General features: G+C 45.8%; 14 protein-coding genes. 5 read left to right on the forward strand and 9 right to left on the reverse strand.

Annotated elements, in window-relative coordinates; genetic code table 11:
* Positions 1-8 precede the first annotated feature (8 nt).
* Complete coding sequence (locus tag BG260_RS09075) at positions 9-689, reverse strand: MarC family NAAT transporter (protein WP_069131887.1); 681 nt, start codon at positions 687-689, stop codon at positions 9-11.
* A 124-nt stretch (positions 690-813) separates the two neighbouring features.
* Here BG260_RS09075 and BG260_RS09080 point away from each other — a divergent pair, with 124 nt between their 5' ends.
* The 4 genes from BG260_RS09080 to BG260_RS09095 all read left to right on the forward strand — a co-directional run bounded on the left by BG260_RS09080 (position 814) and on the right by BG260_RS09095 (position 9,242).
* A complete protein-coding gene (locus tag BG260_RS09080) occupies positions 814-1,269 on the forward strand; it encodes a GAF domain-containing protein (RefSeq protein WP_069131954.1) in 456 nt (151 codons plus the stop codon).
* 247 nt (positions 1,270-1,516) lie between these two features.
* Entirely contained in the window at positions 1,517-2,857 is a 1,341-nt protein-coding gene (locus BG260_RS09085; RefSeq protein ID WP_069131889.1) for an efflux RND transporter periplasmic adaptor subunit, read from the forward strand.
* 12 nt (positions 2,858-2,869) lie between these two features.
* Positions 2,870-6,142: an efflux RND transporter permease subunit gene (locus tag BG260_RS14365; protein WP_245683935.1), complete on the forward strand. Its 3,273-nt coding sequence runs from the start codon at positions 2,870-2,872 to the stop codon at positions 6,140-6,142.
* Positions 6,143-6,152: 10 nt separating this feature from the next.
* Entirely contained in the window at positions 6,153-9,242 is a 3,090-nt protein-coding gene (locus BG260_RS09095) for an efflux RND transporter permease subunit (RefSeq protein ID WP_069131893.1), read from the forward strand.
* Positions 9,243-9,326: 84 nt separating this feature from the next.
* Here the strand turns inward: BG260_RS09095 and BG260_RS09100 are convergent, their stop codons facing one another.
* Both BG260_RS09100 and BG260_RS09105 read right to left on the reverse strand, forming a co-directional pair.
* Positions 9,327-10,094: a lysophospholipid acyltransferase family protein gene (locus tag BG260_RS09100; RefSeq protein WP_069131895.1), complete on the reverse strand. Its 768-nt coding sequence runs from the start codon at positions 10,092-10,094 to the stop codon at positions 9,327-9,329.
* 27 nt (positions 10,095-10,121) lie between these two features.
* Positions 10,122-10,877: a GNAT family N-acetyltransferase gene (locus BG260_RS09105; RefSeq protein WP_069131896.1), complete on the reverse strand. Its 756-nt coding sequence runs from the start codon at positions 10,875-10,877 to the stop codon at positions 10,122-10,124.
* A 193-nt stretch (positions 10,878-11,070) separates the two neighbouring features.
* Between BG260_RS09105 and BG260_RS09110 the strand changes: the two genes are divergently transcribed.
* A complete protein-coding gene (locus tag BG260_RS09110; RefSeq protein ID WP_069131899.1) occupies positions 11,071-12,276 on the forward strand; it encodes an MFS transporter in 1,206 nt (401 codons plus the stop codon).
* Here BG260_RS09110 and BG260_RS09115 read toward each other — a convergent pair.
* The 6 genes from BG260_RS09115 to uvrA all read right to left on the reverse strand — a co-directional run bounded on the left by BG260_RS09115 (position 12,263) and on the right by uvrA (position 20,491).
* On the reverse strand, positions 12,263-13,024 hold the full coding sequence (locus BG260_RS09115) for an ABC transporter ATP-binding protein (RefSeq protein WP_069131900.1): 762 nt from the start codon (positions 13,022-13,024) through the stop codon (positions 12,263-12,265). The genes BG260_RS09110 and BG260_RS09115 overlap by 14 nt on opposite strands.
* Positions 13,009-14,550 carry a hypothetical protein gene (locus BG260_RS09120; RefSeq protein ID WP_069131903.1) on the reverse strand — a complete coding sequence of 514 codons (1,542 nt, stop codon included), beginning with the start codon at positions 14,548-14,550 and terminating at the stop codon, positions 13,009-13,011. Before BG260_RS09120 ends, BG260_RS09115 begins: the two co-directional genes overlap by 16 nt.
* Before the next feature lie 28 nt (positions 14,551-14,578).
* Entirely contained in the window at positions 14,579-16,090 is a 1,512-nt protein-coding gene (locus tag BG260_RS09125; protein WP_245683936.1) for a hypothetical protein, read from the reverse strand.
* 146 nt (positions 16,091-16,236) lie between these two features.
* On the reverse strand, positions 16,237-16,854 hold the full coding sequence (locus tag BG260_RS09130; RefSeq protein WP_069131907.1) for a porin family protein: 618 nt from the start codon (positions 16,852-16,854) through the stop codon (positions 16,237-16,239).
* A 124-nt stretch (positions 16,855-16,978) separates the two neighbouring features.
* A complete protein-coding gene (locus BG260_RS09135; RefSeq protein WP_069131909.1) occupies positions 16,979-17,581 on the reverse strand; it encodes a porin family protein in 603 nt (200 codons plus the stop codon).
* A 93-nt stretch (positions 17,582-17,674) separates the two neighbouring features.
* Positions 17,675-20,491 carry an excinuclease ABC subunit UvrA gene (gene uvrA / locus BG260_RS09140; protein WP_069131911.1) on the reverse strand — a complete coding sequence of 939 codons (2,817 nt, stop codon included), beginning with the start codon at positions 20,489-20,491 and terminating at the stop codon, positions 17,675-17,677.
* Positions 20,492-20,868 lie beyond the last annotated feature (377 nt).

A 20,868-nucleotide genomic window follows, 5' to 3' on the forward strand; every position in this document is an offset into this window, starting at 1 on the left:
CAGCAGCTTTATCCTATTCCGAAGTATCGGCCAATTCCACTCAATATAAATTGAACACTAATGGCAAGAGCAATAAAGCCCATCAAACGGGTCATAACATTTAGTCCCGTTGGCCCGATATATTTTGCTGAAATAGGTGCAAGCCGTAGTAAACCGTAAGTGGTTAAAACAACCAAAAAAATCGACACCCCATTGATCGCATAGTCCATCATATTTTCGGCCTGTGTTGCAAAACCGATCACAACGGCAATGCTTCCCGGACCGGATAGAAGCGGGAGTGCGAGTGGGCTGAATGAAATATCCTCTTTCTCCATGGCGGCTTTTTCATCCGCTTTGGTCAGTTTTTTGCCCGATTTTTCAGGGTTCAACATAGAGTAAGCTGCTCTCATAATAATCAACCCGCCGGCAATACGAATACCGGGAAGTGAAATCCCGAAGAAACTCAGAATAAAGGTTCCGATCAGCAGAAAGACAATTAACACCCCAAACATATAAACGGACGCTTTCTTTGCGGTATAAATCCGTTCAGACTCATCAAACCGCTCGGTAAGTGAGAGAAAAAGTGGCATGGCGGCAAGCGGGTTCACAACTGAAAAGAGTGAGGTAAAACTTGCGAAAAGTAAACCTCCCCAATGTAAAAAGTGAGCCGTTGTCCCCTCTGATACTGTATCCGGAATCCATTCAAACATAGCGTCAAAGATAATGAGGATTTATCCCATTTTGAACCTAAATCTTCCGAAGAATTCAAACAAATTTGAATTCTTTGTACCTTTTCAGCCAAATCATCTCAAACGATTTAACCAAACTCCTTTTATGGATCACTCAGAAATTTTAAACGAAGCAAAATCAATCATCAACGGATCAGAAAAGCGTGATGAAAAACTTCTGGCCATCTGCCAGCTGCTCGATCGTGAAGTGGAAGTCTTTGACTGGACCGGATTTTACCTGGTTGCCAAAGATGAAGAGAATATGCTGGAACTTGGCCCTTATGTGGGTGAAGCCACCGACCATACCAGAATTCCCTTTGGCAAAGGAATTTGTGGACAAGCTGCTGAAACTCTTCAAACATTTGTTGTACAAGACGTAAACAAAGCCGATAACTACCTGGCGTGCAGCATTCATGTGCAGTCAGAAATTGTGGTTCCCATCATGAAGGGTGACCAATTTATGGGCGAGCTGGATATCGACTCTCACACCAAAGATGCGATCTCTGCTGAGCTGCAGTCCCTTTGTGAAGACATTTGCAAAGAGCTCTCTGCAATTTTTTAACCCCCCCCTCTCCTGCTCTATTTGAACGAATCCTGAACCTTCCGAGTTTTTCAGGATTCGTATCAAACCTTTGATGATTCCGTACGTCTAAATCATCGCACGAAGTGCACGTTACGGCTACAACTTCCAAATGTAATAATTTTTAAAAATCAGGGTTTTAGCTGTGATATTTTGTATCCCGTTTAAATTTCTATCGTACGACTGCGTACATTTAATATTGTCAATTTTAACAAAACGATTATTCCGGTTGAAAAAGCTACTATTCCTATCAAGCGCACTTATTGTTTCACTTCTACTTTCCTCATGCGGTTCATCCGATGATAACGGAAATGGCCCTCAGTTTGGCAGGCCCGGCGGATTTGGCGGTGGTCCTGCAGCCAGTGTTGAGGTAGTGCCCGTTCAAACAGAAACAATTTCGGACCAGGTTCGCTCTTACGGCACTATTCGCGCGCAGGACGTTGTGTCCATCACGCCGCAGGTATCTAATCGTGTTACCAAAATTTTGGTTGACCTGGGCGATAATGTGAGCCGGGGGCAGGTGATGGCGGAAATTTATGATGTGCCGTTCCGTGATGCGGTTCAACAGGCTCGAGCACAAATCCGCCAACAGGAGGTGGCCTTTGAGCGAGACAGCACAGAGTTTGCACGGCAGCAGCAGCTTTATGAACGAAATTTGATTAGCCAAGCAGAGCTGGATAACTCCCGGGCAACCTATTTGAACAGTCAGGCTTCACTTGAAGCAGCCCGGGCCAATCTGACACAAAGTGTGGAAAATCTTGAAAACACAAAAATTAAATCGCCGGTTGACGGTGTTGTTCTCAGCCGGTCTATTGCTGAAGGCGATGTTGCCTCATCGGGGCAGGTGGCTTTTGAGGTGGCTAATCTTGTAGGATTCGAAACCAGAGTATTTCTCCCACTTCAGGATTGGGAACTGATTCAACCCGGGCAGGCCGTTTCTCTCTCACTCTCCAGCCGATCCGATGAGATTGCACAGGGTGTGGTTTCGCGCATCAGCCCGCAGCTCGATGCTACCACCGGGCTTGGCGAGGTTGTTATCACGCTCACCGAAACCACTTCCTCAATCTATCAGGGGGCATTGGTTCAGGCCCGGGTAAACCTTCAAACAAGAGAAAATGTAGTGGTAATTCCACGTTCTGCAATGGTGGAAAAGGTTGACACCTACATTGAGCCGGAAACCGGAACCATTGAGCTTGAGCGAACATATTCAGCGTTTATATCTCAGGGCGACTCCATCGCTGTACAGCGTCAGCTTGAGCTTGGCATACAACAGGGTGATCGCATTGAGATACTCAGCGGACTTCAGCCCGGAGACGGTTTGATCGTAACCGGCCACAGAAACCTGAATGATGGCCAGCGCATCAGGGTAGCTGGTGCCACACAGCAATCCCGCCCTCAACAAGTTCAGCCCAATTCAAGTGACACAACAGATTTTAGCAGCCTGAGCCCTGAAGAACGTCGAGAACGACTCCAGAATATGTCACCCGAAGAGCGCGAGGCCATGCGCGAAAGAATGCAGCAGAGTCGCGGTCAATCCGGTAACCGGCAGCAATCCTCCAACAGCAATTAGTAAGCTGAACCTATGAGAAATCTACCTAAAATTGCTGTTAACAGGCCGGTAACGTTTATGATGATCAGTATTATACTGATCGGTTTCGGGTTGTATGGACTGAACAATCTGCGCCTCAATCTCTATCCTGATGTCTCCTTTCCGACGATTACGGTTTACACGACGTTCGAAGGGGTAGCGCCTGAGGATATTGAGGCATTGATCACCCGCCCTATTGAAGAACAGGTTGGGAGTATATCCGGTGTTCGGCGGGTTCGATCCCTTTCGAGCCAGGGAGCATCGGTGGTGAAACTGAACTTCAACTGGGGAACCGATCTATTTATAGCCGAAACGGAAGTTCGCAAAAGGCTCGATATGATCCGGCGATCCCTCCCAGATGAAGTGGAGCAGCCTATTGTCTTCTCTTACGATCCGAATGACGAACCTGTTTTGGTACTTGCCCTGACCTCCGACACCCGAAGCCCTCGTGAGCTTAGAACTCTCGCCACACGACAAATAGAGCAGCGTATTGAGCGAATTGAAGGAATTGCATCAGCCGAGACTGCCGGTGGATTTGATCGGCAGATCAACGTACGGATCAGCAATGCACAAATGAGAACCTACAACCTCGATGTTGGAAATATCTCAAACCGGCTCAGGCAGGAAAATGTGCAGGTGCCTGCGGGTGAGCTGACCGAAGGAGAGACTGTTTTCTCGTTAAGAACCATCGGTGATTTTAAAAACATTGATGAAATACGAAACAGTATCGTCACTACTACAGAGGCCGGAAATCCGGTATATCTGAAGGATATCGCCCGGGTAGAGGACGGAATTGCTCAGCCAATCGGAAATGTGCGCGTTCAGGGCAATGACGGTGTGATTATGAACATCTACAAACAGAGCGACAGTAACATAGTGAGCGCTGCAAACGGTGTTGTCAACTCTTTGGATGAGATCCGTAACATTCTTCCGGGGGATGTCAGCCTGGAAATTCTAACCAATAAAGCCGATTTCATCAGCCTGTCGATCAATAATTTGATAATGACCGGGTTACAAGCTGTGATTCTGGTAATCATCATGTTGCTGCTCTTTCTAAGAAACGGCAGGTCGGCTTTGGTGGTTGCCATTTCCATCCCGATTTCCATCGTCGCCACCTTCAGTATTATGGACTTTTCGGATGTGAGCATGAACATCATCTCTCTTTCAGGACTCACACTGGCGGTGGGAATGGTGGTAGATAATGCAGTTGTGGTTCTTGAGAATATTTTCCGGTTTAAAGAAGATGGCGAGGATAGCAAAACATCGGCTATTGCGGGTGCCCAGGAGGTTGCTGCACCGGTGATGGTCTCTACGCTTACAACCCTGGTGGTATTTCTTCCCATCCTGTTTGTGCCGGGAATTGCCGGTCTCCTTTTTCGTGATCTGGCACTCACCATCTCCTTTGCGCTCATTGTTTCTGTTCTAATCGCGATCTCGTTAATTCCGGTACTCAGTTCTAGGCTTTTTGACAGAGAGCTGATCGATGCCGATAAGAAAGATCCGGCCCGTAACTTGATGAACAAACTGCTGGTGTGGCGAAGACAAAACTTTTTCACCCGCCTGTTAGCAATACCTCTTTTTATTATCTACTTCCTGGCCTGGCCATTTCTGAAGCTTTGGGGATGGATTGCCAAACAGTCAAAAAACCTGTTCTCAGACCGTGTGGGCCCGTGGCTTGGCCGGCAGTTCGACAGACTTGAGAACAGCTACAAACGTGTACTCGACAAGAGTTTAAAGCGAAGTGGTTTGGTTGTACTCGGTGCATTTGCCCTGCTCTTGGCCTCCCTGCCGATCTATTATCTCCTGGGAGGTGAGTTCTTCCCTCAGGTTGATGAAAACTTTATCATTCTTGAAGTGCAGCGAGAACCCGGTGTAAGCCTGTTTGAACTGGAACGAACCATCATTCAAACCGAAAACATCATTCGGGAAGAAGTGCCCGAAGCCCGCCTCATCGTTTCTGACTACGGGGATAAAATTGGAATTGAAGGAGCTGACAATCCCGGTGGAAACCAGGGCAGAATTCGTGTTGAACTCGTTGAGGTTGGTGACAGAGACCGAAGCCAGATGGAAATCACATCTGCAATTCTTTCATCTCTTACAGCCGTGCCCGGTGCAAATATCCGGGAAGTTCGCGAAGATCCGCTGAGTCCAGATGGCGAAACCGGCCTAATCGTTCAGATCTACGGTTTTGATCAGGATGTCAAGCGAACACTTGCATCAGATGTAATGGCGGAGCTCAACGACATCAATGGAATTGTTAACGTGTTTAGTTCTGCAGATCAGGGCCGGCCGGAACTGCGGGTTGAGATGGACCGTGAACGAATTGCACGGGTGGGCCTGACGACCTCACAGGTGGCCACATCCCTCAGCAATGCTGTACAGGGAGCAACTGCAACAACATTTGTAGACGAAGGCCTCGAATTTGAAGTGCTTGTCGAAATTGACCCAATCGATAAAGCTCAATCCACATCACTCGAAGAGCTGCAAATTCAGACTCCCGGCGGTGTTTGGATGCCATTGAAAAACCTGGCCCGCGTTGACCGCTACACAGGGCCGTCCAACATTCTTCGGGTCAACCAGGAGCGAATGGTTGAAGTTGAGGGAGACCTGGGCGGAATCGATCTTCGGACCGCCACAGAACTGGCAAATGCAGCCATTTCAACCATCGATTTCCCGGAAGGTTACCGGTATGAACTGGGCGGCTCTGCCGAAGAGCAGCGCGAATCATTCTTCTTTTTGATCATCGCGTTTATCATTGCCGGAATTTTAACCTACATGGTGATGGCTTCGCAGTTCGAAAGTCTGGTTGAGCCGTTCATCATTATCGTAACAATTCCACTTGCACTTACCGGTGTACTCCTGATCCTTTGGATGACATCCACACCAATCAGCGTAACTGCCATGGTTGGATTGGTTCTGCTTACAGGAATTGTGGTAAATAACGGTATTGTGATGATCGACTATATTAAGATTTTGCAAGCCCGCGGACAGAACAGGCACGATGCCATTGTAAACGGTGCCGGCCGCAGGTTGCGTCCCATCCTGATGACCGCCTTCACCACGATTTTAGCGATGGTTCCTCTCGCGCTTCAACTGGGTGCCGGAGCCGAAACCTGGAGCCCGATGGCGCGAGCTGTAATTGGCGGACTGACAATGAGTACCATTTTGATGCTCTTTGCCGTTCCATGTATGTATAACATGATCAACAGTCTGGTAGAAAAAGCAGGCTTTGATGCGGTTCACAAGGAAGATCCTTTGAAAAGCTAAGGCATTCGATATGAAAAAAATCACAATCACAGAACGAATTCTGAAGCGGCCGGTAACAGCCATCATGATGTCATTGCTTGTAATCGGCTTTGGAATCTTCTCCCTGATGAACCTGAAGGTGACCCTCTACCCCTCCTTCAATATTCCGGTAATGGCGGTGTCGGTAAACTACTCTAATGTAGCTCCCGACGATATGCTCCGGCTGGTTGTTGAACCGATTGAGGGTGTAATTATGGGAGTGGAAGGAGTAGAATCTCTCGACTCAAATGTGCGACAGGGAGGAGCATTTCTTATTCTTAGATTAAAGCCGGGAACCAATATTATGGTAACCGAGCAGAAGGTTCGTGAAGCTGTTGACCGTATCCGACCGCAATTACCTGCCGAAGCGAATGAACCCTTTATCTTTCAGTTTGATCCGGACCGTGCTCCTATTATGCAGCTCAGTGTGGAATCTGATGTGCTGGGGCTGGATGAACTCCGGACACTATCCGTCGAATTTATGGAACCCCGCTTTGAACGAATTCCCGGGGTAGCTTCTGCTGAGACACGCGGCGGCCTGAACCGTAACATCTATGTCGATCTCTATCCCGAGGCACTTTCACGCCACAGGCTCCTCCCTTCGGATGTTACCGGAGCCATTCAGTCAAATAATGTTCAACAGCCTGTGGGCAGTATTGTAGCCGACAGAACAAGTTACAGTATCCGGGCCAATTCAATGTATGACAATGTTGAACAGATCGCTCAAACCATCGTTACCATGCGCGATGGTGCGCCGATTCGGGTCCGAGATGTGGCCAGCGTCAGAGATGACTATGAAGATATCACCAATATTGTTGAGATTAACGGCAGGAACAGTGTAACCGTAGAAATTCAGAAACAGTCGGATGCAAATACGCTGGATGTTACCCAGCAGGTCGTGCAGACAATGCAGGAGTTCGCTCCGAATCTGCCGGCAAGTGTAACCATGCAGGTTCTGAATAACGAAGGGCAGTTTATTGAGGACTCAATCTCAAATCTGGCTCAGTCTGCACTTATTGCGTTGGTCGTGGTTATTCTGATACTATTACTCTTTATGGGCGGCTGGAGAATTGCCTTTGTGGTAGCAATGAGTATTCCGGTATCACTTACGGCTACGTTTGCCTTCATGTATTTCCTCGATATCACACTAAACATCATCTCCATTACAGGCCTTGCACTTGCGATCGGTTTGTTAGTTGATAACTCCATCGTTGTGTCTGAAAGTATTGCCAGCCAGCTCGAAAAGGGTGAGAGCCGATTTAAAGCTGCGTTAAATGGAACCAATGAGGTGGGGGGAGCCCTTCTTGGATCAACCCTTACCACCCTTGCCGTTTTTATACCCATCATGGGTTTGAGCGGTTTTCAGGGAACCGTGGCAAAAGACCTTGCTCTCACCATCTCCATCTCTATTACCATCTCGTTTATCGCCTCTATTGTACTGATTCCGGTACTTGCCTCACTTTTGCTGAAACGAGAGGAGTTTCTCAAAAAGAGCTACACATTCGCCTGGATTAAATCTCTTGAAAACAACTACATCAAAATTTTAGAGTGGATACTGGCCAGAAAATATGTCATTACCGTTGGTGTGGTTCTTGTCATCATCGGGGCCGGCTATCTGTTTCAGGATATTCAGAAAGAGTTCTTCCCGGAAACAGATGAAGGACAGTTTGACCTTCGGATTGAACTCCCGGCCGGAACCAATCTGGCAACCACAGCCGAAAAACTTCGCGAATATACCGGTAAACTCATTGAGTCACCTGATGTACAGACAGTAATTACCAATATTGGAAGGCGAGGCCGCAGTACTCAAACCAATGGCGGGAATTTAAGCGTAACCCTTGTGGATGAAAACCTCAGAGAGAAATCTACCAGCGACATCGCATCTGAACTGCAAACCATGCTTCGCGAACCCGATATCAATATTGAAATTGCAAACCTGGGCGGCAGCGGCGGTATTCCGATGGGTCGAGGCGGTTGGGGAGGACGAGGAATTCGAGTCAGTCTGATTGGCCCCGATGTGGAAGTCCTGCAGCGATTAACACTCGAAATGGAAAACGCTCTGATCGACGACCCCCAGGTTATGTCGGTAAGTAATCCGCGCTCTCGCCCTATGCCGGAACTTCAGTATCAGCTCGACCGAAACCGAATCAGCCGTACCGGCGTAACTTCACAGAGTGTGGCAAGCGCACTGGGTGCACAAGCGCGGGGTTCACGTGCGGGCTTCTACAGAGAAGAGGGACGCGAAATTGCCATTCAGGTCCGAAATAATCGAGACCAATTCCAGAACCGGGAAGACCTGTTCGGGCTGGAGCTGGCACAGATCGGAGACCAACGCATTCCGGTTACCGGCCTGGGTGCGTTTGTCCCCGTTGAAGGCCTCAGCACCATTACACGCCGCGACCGGGAAACCCTGCTCGATGTCATGATTATGGTACGGGGTGATATGGAAGAGTATCAGCAGCGTGTAGTTGACGTACTGGAAAATGAAATTATTCTTCCCGATGGATACCGATACGAATTTTCCGGTTCGGTATTCTCCCAGCAGCAGAGTTCAGGCGAAATCTTGCTCGCGCTCTTTTTTGCATTAATGCTTACGTACATGGTGATGGCTTCCGTTTTCGAGAATCTCCGCGATCCTTTTATCGTGATGTTCTCTGTTCCACTCGCCTTCTTTGGCTCCCTCTTGTTCCTCTACATTACCGGAACTCCACTCAGTGTTCCTGCCTACATCGGGATCGTTATTCTGATTGGAATTGTGGTAAACAACGGAATTGTACTCCTCGACTACATTCACCTGAAAACCAAAGGGAAAGAAGATTCTCCCGACTATACCACCCTTTTTATTGAAGCCTGCAAACGCAGAATGCGTCCGATCTTGCTTACCGCTATGACAACCATCTTCTCTATGATTCCGCTTGCGCTCGAATTTGGAGCCGGGTCCGAAACGTGGAGCCCATTGGCACGATCCGTAATTGGCGGACTTGCATTTGCCACGGTTCTGACGCTTTTCGTCGTTCCAACTGTTGTGGTCGGAATTTCGAAGAAACGCAGAAAACAGGTCAAAAAAGCACTGATAGATTAAACCGCAACTGTATTATCTGCAACCTTCCTAGGATTCTGAACCTTTGGAAGGTTGCTTTATTTAGAGATGAACGACCTTTCCTGACTAACTCGTCGGCTCAAAAATTTTACTCATTCCCGTGTGCAGTTTTTCAGCAAGCAATTTCCGCTCATCACACTGTACGGGTTTTTCACAAAATCGGATATTACAATCAATCCGGCGGTTCTTCGCCAACTTCATCACATGTACATGAAAGGGATCACGGGCACCGTAAAAACAGACCGATTCATCGGCTGGCGGATCTCCCTTCTGTTCTGCAGTACTGTACTTGATTGAGCAGTAGTGGACCGGAATATTTCTGTTGGCGGGAAAATCGAGCAGGGATGGCCGAAACGGCAACAATTCCTCCCCGGCGGATGTCGTTCCCTCCGGAAAAAGAATCATCCCCTGATATCGATTCAGACTTTTTGAAATCAGCTCATTTACACGGGTTACATCTCTTTTCCTTGATCGATCCACAAAAATAACGCCCATCGTCTTTACCATAAACCCAAGTAATGGCCACGATCTCACCTCTTTTTTTGCTACAAAGGTGCAGTTCACATTTAAATAGAGCGGGATGATGTCGATATAGCTGAGATGGTTCGAAACCAGAAAAAATGGAGCTTCCGGCGGTTTTCCCTCCGTTACCACCCGAATATTCAGTACTGTACACATCCCTTTCGACCATAGGTACATATAGAGATTTCTGAGCGGTTCAACCCTTAGCCTAAAAACCCTCAACAGAGCATAAATAGGCAGATAGATCAGGTAGATTGAGAGCGTATAGACGATCAGGAAAAAGATTTTTGTGGACGCGATAAAGGATCTCATTCCCTTCAGGTTAATTTAAATTACTGACTATCCGAAAAACATTTTTCGAGTGCGGTCTGAAATTTTCTCCACATCCAAAAGGATCATAAAGTGTATCAGGTTGAGCTTTTTATCAAAGGATGGCCCGGCAATTACTTTTGAGCCCACATCCAGATAGTTTTTAAAGAGCGGCGGAATTTCGATCTCTTTACTCTCTGCATCCCCGGGATTATCAAACGGTTTAAACTCCTCTTTAGGCTCAATATAGTAGTCGGGATGCAGGTGCCCCTCTTTTTTCAGATATTCGAACGTATTGCGGGCTATTTTCAGGTTACTTGTATCTAAGGCGGCATAACCAAACAGATACCTTTTATTGAAATGCTCCAGATAGCCGGCAAATCCTTTCCAAAGCAGAAACAGAACACGGCCGCTTCTATGCTCTTTGCTTATACACGCCCTTCCAACTTCAACGGCATTTTTTAGCACATCTTCAGGTAAAGTGTTCACTTCAAATCTTACCTCACTTGTAAACCCATTCCCCTTTTGAGCCTGCTCAAACGTCTGCATACGGTAGGTGCCAACAATTTTACCCGTCTTATTTTCAACCACAATGAGATGGTGCGACTGGTCATCATACCGATCTTTATCCACACCCTCTTTGAAATCAAAATCTCGGCCCAGCTCCTCTTTGAATACCCTGTATCTTAATCGAAGAGCCTCTTCAACTTCCTCTTCCGTCTTGGCAAACTTAATTGTGTATTGTTGACTCTCAACATCAGTCAGCACATGCTCTTTAATCAGCAAATCAACACCTGTATTTATATTTTAAATTAGAACCTTCAGATGGTAACAATTTTTTTTATCGAATTGTATCAAAAATTTCACCTAAGCAATCGTGAACGAAAATGGTTTAAAACACTTTATTCAATTCTCTGATAAATGGCCTATTTTCATACACCCAAATTAAAACAGAATTTCACCCAATAACACTCCTTTTTTGAATTCAGAAGAGTCGAATCGAAGTCTTTTAAAAGATTTAAACTTATACATCATATTCGGAGTCACACTCACGGCTGTAATGGGGGTCTCCAGTATAGCACCGGCATTCCCATCCATTGCCCGTTCACTTGATGTATCTTCCGATCAAATTGGGCTTTTGATTACATTTTTCACTCTTCCCGGAATCATCTTCACGCCCATTTTTGGAGTGCTTGCGGATCGGTACAACCGAAAGGTCATCCTGATTCCCTCCCTTTTTCTATTCGGAATTGCCGGAACAGCGTGTGCATTTGCCACCTCATTTGATCAGCTTCTGATGTTTCGTACTTTTCAGGGAACAGGGAGTGCTGCGTTAGGGGTACTCAATTTAACACTCATCGGCGATCTCTACTCCGGCAATAAACGGGCAACCGTTATGGGTTATAACGGTAGTGTTCTGAGCATCGGCACGGCGATGTATCCGGCTATTGGCGGAGCCCTTGCAATACTGGGTTGGCACTACCCATTTTTTCTGAGCCTGCTTGCCATACCGGTGGGGCTTTTTGCTCTCTTTTTTCTGAATCAGAACAGTGAAAAAAATGGATTGGGTATGAACCTCTACCTGAAGGAGGTGAAATCTGCCCTGATGTCTAAAATGGTTCTCGGGCTGTTTTTGGGCATGTTTCTCACGTTTATCATTCTCTACGGCGGATACATCACATTCTTCACCATCCTGTTGGATGAGAAATTTGCTAAAAGCTCGCTCGCCATTGGGGTTATTCTGTCCGGATCTTCCCTGGTAACCGCCATTACATCCGCGCAGCTTGGCAAACTTACTCAGCGATTCAGTGAAAAAAACCTGATCACAACCGCGGCCATTCTCTATACGTTGATTTTTCTCATCATCCCAATGGTTGATAACATCTGGTTTTTTATCCTTCCAATTTCACTTTTTGGTGTGGCACAGGGTATGAACATTCCGAGTATTCTCAACTTACTGACCGGCTATGCGCCCAAAGAGTTTCGGGCTGCATTTCTCTCTGTTAACTGGATGGTGATGAGAATAGGCCAGGCGGTCGGTCCATATATTCTTGGGCTCGTATATCTGCATATCAGCCTGGAAGGTACATTTTATGTAACGGCCATTGCAGGGGGCCTATTTGTTTTGGTGTGCTTGACTCTGATCCGTCCCGGTAAGCGAAAAGCGGAAATTACAACCAACTGAGCGACTCCACACTGCGTCCGCCCGACTCCACATACTGTTCGAAAATCTCATTTAAATTGGAGTTTTTCTCCAGCTCTTTGCGTGTGGCTGAATCGAGATAAGCAAGGATTTTCCCTTTGTGCAGAATGGCGATATCGTCGCATAGATTTTCTACCACTTCAAGAATGTGGCTGGTGATAAAAATGGTTGTCCCCTTCTCTTTTAATCTTCGAATCACATTTTTCATACGTCCGATCGATATCACATCCACGCTTTCAAACGGTTCATCCAGAAATAGCAGTTTGGGTTCTGTTAGAATAGCCGCACAAAACGCCAATTTTTTCCGGCTTCCTGAGGAAAGCTGCTTGGTTTTTACATGAGTAAATTCTGTGATCTCAAAATAGTCGAATAGGGATTTAATCTTTTCATTCAGCCCGTGAGATGCAATTCCGTACATCTCACAAACGTATGTTATAAACTCATGAGAGGTGAAATTTTCGAATAGCAGAGGTGGCTGCAAAACAGATGCCACATCTTTTTTGATCTCAATTTCATTCGAGGAGTTGTAACTCAATCCATTGATGATAATGGATCCCTCGTTGTAGTCGAGCAAGCCCGTTAATATTCCGATCAGCGTACTTTTACCTGCACCGTTGGGACCAATCAACCCAAAAATAGTTCCTGTTGGTACTTCCAGATCCAGCTCGGTCAGAACCGGTTCTTTGTCGTAAGCCTTTGTAAGTTTCTCAATAATCAGAGCTCGTTCCATAGCTGGGGGATCACTTTTTCATTAAAAGAGTCAGATACACTTTGTAGCTTTTTAATATACAGAAACAGCAGTATTAGATTACCGGCAAGAAGTGCCGTAATGTGAAACCACTGTAAATTCTCCAAAACGGGGAATGTTATCATTCCAATTAGCACTACGATAAACATACCCGTAAAATTCACGGAAGCGGGCACAACCGGATTTGATACAGACATCAGACTCACGTCTTCAATTTTTTTATAATTGGTCATAGAGCTTTGAAAAACGTAGTGTGCAAAAACCAGTGTGATGAAGATTACCCCGATAAAAACCTGTAGCATGGTTACAGCAGAGTAGTATAAAAATGGAATAAAAATAAGCACTGAGAGCAATCCTGCGGCCGTAATCTTAAAAGCCGTATGCAGGCGCTCCCGAATAATTTGACCGCGCTGTATGGGAGCCTGAAGGGTTAACAGCAATTCACGATTTTCGAAACCGAACATATTTGCCATCAGCACCATTAAGAAAATTACCGGAATTAGAGACAGTAAAATAGATGTCATAAAACCACCGTTTTCTGTTCCGGTTGAGATAAAAATGATGTATGGAATAACAAAGAAATAGGTGAGAAGAATCTGGGTTTTACTGAATGGGTGTTTCCAGACAGAGTAGAAATATTTCCCGCCATGGAGCCCAAGCCATTTGATAAAAAGCCGAACCCCGCTGTTCTCTTTGTCATTCGATTCACTTGATGCGGGTGTTAAAAGGGCACGCTCGGTTTGTAGGTAAAGATCTCGTTGAAGAAGAAAGCCACAGATCAAAACCGTAACAAACGTTACGAGTACGTTGAGCTGCCCCGGGGTCCAGATGGCGGAAGAGTAGATCACCATTCCGGGAGTGTAAACCAGCCAGTTATTTACAATGGGAGCATAAACATCAGGCTTGGCAAAATACTGACTCAAATCAATTTGAACGAGAAAAATGAGAAAAAGCATTGCAAGCATCCCATAAAGCCCGTTAATTCTATTTGAATTCCCTGCTGTAAACCTTTTAAATCTCCACTTGATGGCATTAATCAGTCCGTAGTTGAGCACAATGAGAATGGATACCATAATGGCCTGAATAATTGTGGTTGCCATCAAACCCAGATAAATAAACCAGAATAGGTTAAAAAGTAGGTTTACCGGGTGTAAAAATCCGGCAATATTCATGTAGTTGATTAGCCTGTGCAGAGGCATGCCCATAGCTAAGAGCTTTCGGTTATCATTAAGGCGAAGGCGGCTGATCTTTGTATAGAAAAGCTGGGCAAACCAGACCAGATTAATAAAAAGCAGATGGATCATATACTGAACTTCTGCCGTATACCAAGGGAACTGTTCCTGTACAGCAGCGTGATCGGAAGCGAATATCAATGTAAATCCAACACCTACAAATTGCCCAAATACCAATAAGAGAAAAAGGGAGTAAAAAAGAATTGCTCCAATTTCTACAGCGCGCAGGGATCGCCACCAAAGTTTCCCGTTAAGTTCAAGAAATAATCTTGTCATGAGATTGAGAACACATTAAACCCGATAATCAATAGTCGCTCCAAAGCTGATTCAAAATCTTATTTTTGAATGCTTTGGAAAGCAGATCAAAATTAAGCCATAAGTAGATACTGATTGCGCCGATCAGCCCAGTCATCACCCATAACCGATAGGGGTGCCATTCGCCAAGCGGAACAAAAACCGTGTAACCGAGAATGAATATCGCGGATGACATTGTAAAAGTCACTTTTTGTGGAATTACAGGGTGCTTGAAGCTAAATGAGCTGTAACTCGCCTGCTGATATTGATAAAATGAACTCCACAAAAAAATCAGCATGAAACATACAAAAAAGAATGTATTTGCAATATAGATGGAGAAAACGGACCCGAGCTGTGGCAGGTAGATCAGCTCAAAGATGGTTATTGCGTAAAAAATAAAGAGTGGCACAACAATGATCCCCAGCACCCTCTCTTTTAATTGACGCTCAAATGGAACCGGGAGCTGCAGATGAAGCAAAAACTCACGGTGCTCATATCCGAACAGGTTGGCCATCACCATACCGAGAAGCGCCACCGGAATGGCTGCCAGCATGGTTGTAATCAAGATTGTAGAAATTACACCGAAATCAACCAGCAGAAGCAGCGGTATATACACAAGCGGAATGAGGGCAATTGCGAACACCTGCAGCTTGTTGTACGGGTGAGTCATCACGTAGTAGTAGTACTTTCCTGCATTGCTGCCTAACCACTTTTTTAAAAAGCGAAGAAGTGAACCTGCTTCCCGGCGAAGCTTAATGGCAGGGGGCTTCATCAAACCTTCTTTTGTTTTGTAGTAGTGATCACGAAAAATGAGAAAGGTCAGCGTAAAAAGGAATCCAAACAGAACGGTGGTAAGAAGCGGCTCATGGGAGTAAGATGCGGATTTCAGGAGGAGCCCTCCGGGCAACCAGTAAAAAAGTTCTATGAAACCTGTAAAATGCTCTGCAAATTGCCCGATAACTGATTCCGGTCTTCGTGAAAAAATAGTCAGCAATGAAATCACCCCGAACACAATAAAAATAAAGCTGAAAACGATGATTCTGAATCGTTTTTCCACCATCCGAAGAAACCGGTGTTTGATGGAGAATATCATCCCGTAATTGAGCAGAACCGCCGTAACCAGAATAGGGATGTTCCATCCGCTATTGACCTGAAGTGAGAGAAAAACAAGCCAGGTGATGTTGTAGATCATATTTACCGGGTGGTAAAGCGCCATCAGGTTAAGATGCCAGGAGAGTTTACCTGCCGGATAACCAAATGAGAGCAGCTTTCGATTCTGTTCCATGTTGAGCAGACGGGTACTCGTAAATGAAAAGTGCAGAATCCAGAAAACGTTCGCAAACACAAGGATGATAAGCTGATGAATTTCTGGAGTGAGCCATGGCAGATCGACTGCAAGTTCTGCGGTTGAGTCGAGAAAAATGACAACTACTGCCGAACCCATTAAATTCACTGTCATTACAATCAAAAACAGACTATACCCAATCAGAAGAATTGTCTGAAACGTCGTCAGTTTCGACAAAAACAGTTTCCAGTTTAGGTATAGAAGTTTTGTAATCATGAAGTTGGCATGGGGTATATCAGCTACCGGTTCTCGATATCAAAAAGACAAAAAAGCCCCGAAATAGATTCCGGGGCTTACAGTTAAAAAGATAAATCGGCCAGCTCTTAAAACATGATGCCCAAGGCAATTGAGAAGACTGCATTACGATCACTGTCCACATCACTGTCATCCCATACCGATGTAAATCCATAACTGTAACGTGCAGTTGCATTCAACTTAGTTAAGCCAAGGTTAAAATCCAGACCAAGAGCTCCTACGCCACCAAACTCTGTACCTTTAATGCCATCGCTAATATCATCAGTTTGGGTTACACCTCCGCTGCTGAACTCCTCTTCGGCATTAACATTAAATCCAAGGTAAGGGCCCACAGCTAAACTTGGAGTAATGGGTCCGGGAGGGCCCAATTGAAATTTAGCCATCACAGGCACTTCAATATAATCCAGCTTTATTTTTGATTCGAAATTATCCCCACTTAATTCGGCACCTTTTTGGCTATAGTAAACCCCGCTCTCTACACCGAATGGAAGTGCCGGTACATTAATATCTAAAACAGCTCCCAATAGTATCCCGGTTTTGGCGTCCGGCTCAAAATCTGAACCATGCAGATTTGAAATATTCATCCCGGCTTTCAGCCCGAAACTTACCGGACTCTGGGCGTGCACAGATTGTGCCATTACGGTTGTTATAAAAATTACAACCAGCAGGCTTGTTAGCTTTCTCATGTCTTTCCTCTGTCGTTTTATGTGATTTGTTTTACTTAGGATCGTTTCCCTCAACCTTTGTTACAACAATAAATCAATTTCGGTCATTAAAACAAAGATTTACATGATCTTCTCAGCCAAAATCTTAATTACTGCTGCTCGGAAGACTAATCCCAAACGTAATGGCAAATACACGATGTTTTCCATCTCTGTCGGTAAATGCATTGGCAAGACCAAAGTTGTACCTCGCATCCATAGTAAAGATGGAATTTCCAACTTCGATATCAACTCCGCCACCGAAAGATAGCCCATAATCAACCTGTTCAGTTTGACTTTCGATGTTTGTGCTTCCGCCAAACAACCCTCCGGTACCGCCATCCTGTTCTGCAAGCAATCTTAAACCTGCATACGGACCGGCAAACAAGTTTGGCTCAACAGTTGTATTTTGATTCATTGCGAATTTAAAGAGTACGGGTATTTGCAGATAATCTATCCTCACTTCATTATTATCTACTTTTCCACCCTGTTGACTATACATGATTTCGGGCTGAATTGAGAGAGGTGAGTCTGGAATCCCAAATTTTGCAAACCCTCCTACAACAAAGCCAGTCCGGCTGTCATATCCGTCGCTCATTGTTGCAAAGTTTAATCCGCCTTTAGCGCCGGTTTTGACGGCATCTTGTGCATTGGCTTGAAATGAAAGAAGTGTCATTAAAACAAACGTGATTATCGTAACTGCTTTTTTCATAATGTTTTACTGGATTGGTTAACTGTTTGTTACTCAATGCATAAAACTTAAGAAATTGAAGAATGTTTCAACATCCCTGTTTGAAAAAGCTAACTACAAAATTTCCTTCAGAAAACGGCCGGTGTGGCTCTCTTCAATGGTTGCGATCTCTTCAGGTGTTCCGGTTCCAACTACCTGTCCACCGCCAAATCCACCTTCCGGGCCAATATCGATAATCCAGTCAGCCGATTTAATCACATCCAGGTTATGTTCAATAATAATCACCGAATGGCCCTGATTCACAAGATCGTTAAACGACTTCAGCAGTTTGGCGATATCCTCAAAATGGAGTCCGGTGGTTGGTTCATCAAAAAAGTAGAGTGTGTGCTCATTGTTGGTCTTGGATAAGAATTTTGCCAGCTTCACACGCTGAGCTTCGCCTCCCGATAGCGTTGTGGCACTTTGTCCCAGTTTCAAATATCCGAGACCAACATCATCCAGTGGCTGTAGTTTATTCACAATCGATGACTCATCCACAAAAAAGTCGATGGCATCGCTTACACTCATTTCCAAGACATCGTGAATGTTCTTTCCCCGATATTTCACCTGCAGAATCTCTTTCCTGAAACGTGTGCCGCCACACTCCTCACATACCAGTTCGATGTCGGCCATAAACTGCATTTCAATCTTCTGAACACCTTCGCCCTGACACGCTTCACATCGCCCGCCCGGCACGTTGAAGGAGAAATGTCCCGGTGTATAACCCATAATTTTTGACTGCCGCGTATTGGCAAACAGGTCGCGGATTCCATCAAAAGCTTTGGTATAGGTAGCCGGATTTGATCGAGTGGAACGCCCGATCGGGCTCTGATCCACCATCTCCACTGCTTCAACATGGCGCAGCCCGCTCAGTTTTCGATGACGACCAATCTTCTCCTTCCAGGTTCCCAGCTCATTTTGGATGGATGCGTAAAGCGTATCATGCACCAGGGTTGATTTTCCGGAGCCGGAAACGCCCGTTACACAAACCAGTTTACCAAGAGGAAACTCCACATCTATACTTTTCAAATTGTGCTCGAAGGCTCCCTCAACCAGCAACGCTTTTCCGTTACCTTTCCTCCTCTTTTCAGGCACAGGTATCTCCTTCGCTCCACTCAGATACTTTCCGGTCAGGGTCTTTGCTTTCAGCAGCTTGTCATAAGGGCCGCTAAACACCACTTCACCGCCGTAACTTCCGGCAAAGGGGCCTATGTCGATTATGTTATCCGCCGACTTGATCATCTCGGGATCGTGCTCCACAACCAGTACCGTATTTCCGATATCCCGAAGCGATTTTAGAATATTGATCAGTCGGTCGTTGTCTCTGGGGTGAAGCCCGATGGTTGGCTCATCCAGAACATACAGACTCCCGATCAAGGAACTCCCAAGCGAGTTGGCCAGGCTGATGCGCTGAGATTCACCACCACTTAGCGTATTTGTAAGACGATCGAGCGTGAGGTAGTCGAGCCCAACTTCGTCCAGGTACTTGAGCCGTTTTCGGATCTCATACAGTATCTGTCCGGCTACCGCCTGTTCAAATTCCGTGAGAGTAAGATCATTAAAATATTCCCTTGCATGACCGATGGTCATCTCTGAAACCTCACCAATGTGAAGCTCGCCCACTTTCACATAAAGAGCATCTTTTCGCACACGGAAGCCCTCACAGTCCGGGCAGCGGCTATAACCACGGTATCGAGAGTAGAGCACTCGCATGTGAACTTTATAGAACTGGCTCTTTACATCTTCAAAAAATCCATGGATTCCGGCATAGCCATCTTTCCCATGCCACAATATTCGCCTGGTTTTCTTATCGAGATCTTTATATGGCACATCGATTGGAAGTTGCTCTTTCGCCGCCACCTTTATAAAATCCTTCAGATATTTACTGAACTTTGGCGAATCGAACGGGGCAACGGCACCGCCACGAATGGTCTTATCGTGATCGGGAATGACCAGATCTTCATCGATTCCTGCCACGCGGCCAAAACCTTCGCAGGTGTCGCAGGCGCCAAACGGGTTGTTAAATGAAAACATCTGCGGAGTCGGCTCCAGAAACTCCAACCCGTCGCGTTCAAACCGCTCACTGAACGGGAACTCTTTACCATCTCTTACCTTGATTGAGCAGCGGCCGTTGCCTTCCCTGAATGCGGTTTCAATGGAGTCGGCCAGCCGGCTTCGTCCGTCGTCATCTTTTTTCAGGGCGAGGCGGTCAACCAAAACCCGGAACTCTTTCGGCTTGATCTTTTTCGGATCCACATCATTACCGCTTAAGTCCACCATCTGCTCGTCATCCAGCTTCAACAGACGCGTAAAACCCTTTTCCTTCATCACTGCGAGCTGCTCTTCCATTTTTCTTCCCTCTCTCAAATCGAGCGGAAAAAGAACATAAAATTTGGTCTTCTCCTCAAGCTCATCATACAGCTCTTTGATGATCGTTTCGGGGGTATCCTTTTGAACCTGCTTTCCCGACTTCGGCGAGATCGTTTTTCCAATTCTCGCAAAAAGGAGTCGTACATAGTCATAAATCTCTGTAGAAGTCCCAACTGTAGACCTCGGATTACTGCTGGTTGTTTTTTGTTGAATAGCCATCGCAGGAGAGATTCCCTGCATAAAATCGACATCGGGTTTATCCATCCGTTCCAGAAACTGGCGGGCATAACTCGATAAACTCTCCACATAGCGGCGCTGACCTTCGGCGTAGATCGTATCAAATGCCAGGCTCGACTTCCCCGAACCGGACACACCGGTCACCACTGTTAGTTTATTCCGGGGAATTTCTACATCGATATTTTTGAGATTGTGAACCCTGGCACCCTTAACAACAATGGGACGATCTGAAGTTGGGGTACCGTTTTTTGAAATTGCTTTTTTTTCGATAGCTGATTCGCTCATGAAGCGTGGTTTAGATGATTCCGAAAACGTGTAAAAATACGAAACTATTTACCCGAATGGCAGAATGATTGGTAACAAATATTCTTTAACAATCAGATCAGCCTGGTGCGTTCGATGGTTCACCGCAGTGGCGCTGGGTACGCGGAGGAAAATGTGGGCGCGGGGATAAATCCCGCGCTCGTGTGTACACCCCATGAATGGGTTATAACAATTGCCTGAACTGAATTAGTAAAAAGTCTAGGGGCTCCGAGCGTTAGCGACACGTGAAACGAAATTTAGAGGGGTGTTCATTGGATATTAATATTCCGTACAGCTTTACCTTTCCCAGATTTATCTTCATGTAACTTCATGACTTGGCGTCTTTGTGGCCTAAACAC

The sequence above is a fragment of the Rhodohalobacter halophilus genome, from assembly GCF_001715195.1.
Taxonomy (GTDB): Bacteria; Bacteroidota; Rhodothermia; order Balneolales; family Balneolaceae; genus Rhodohalobacter; species Rhodohalobacter halophilus.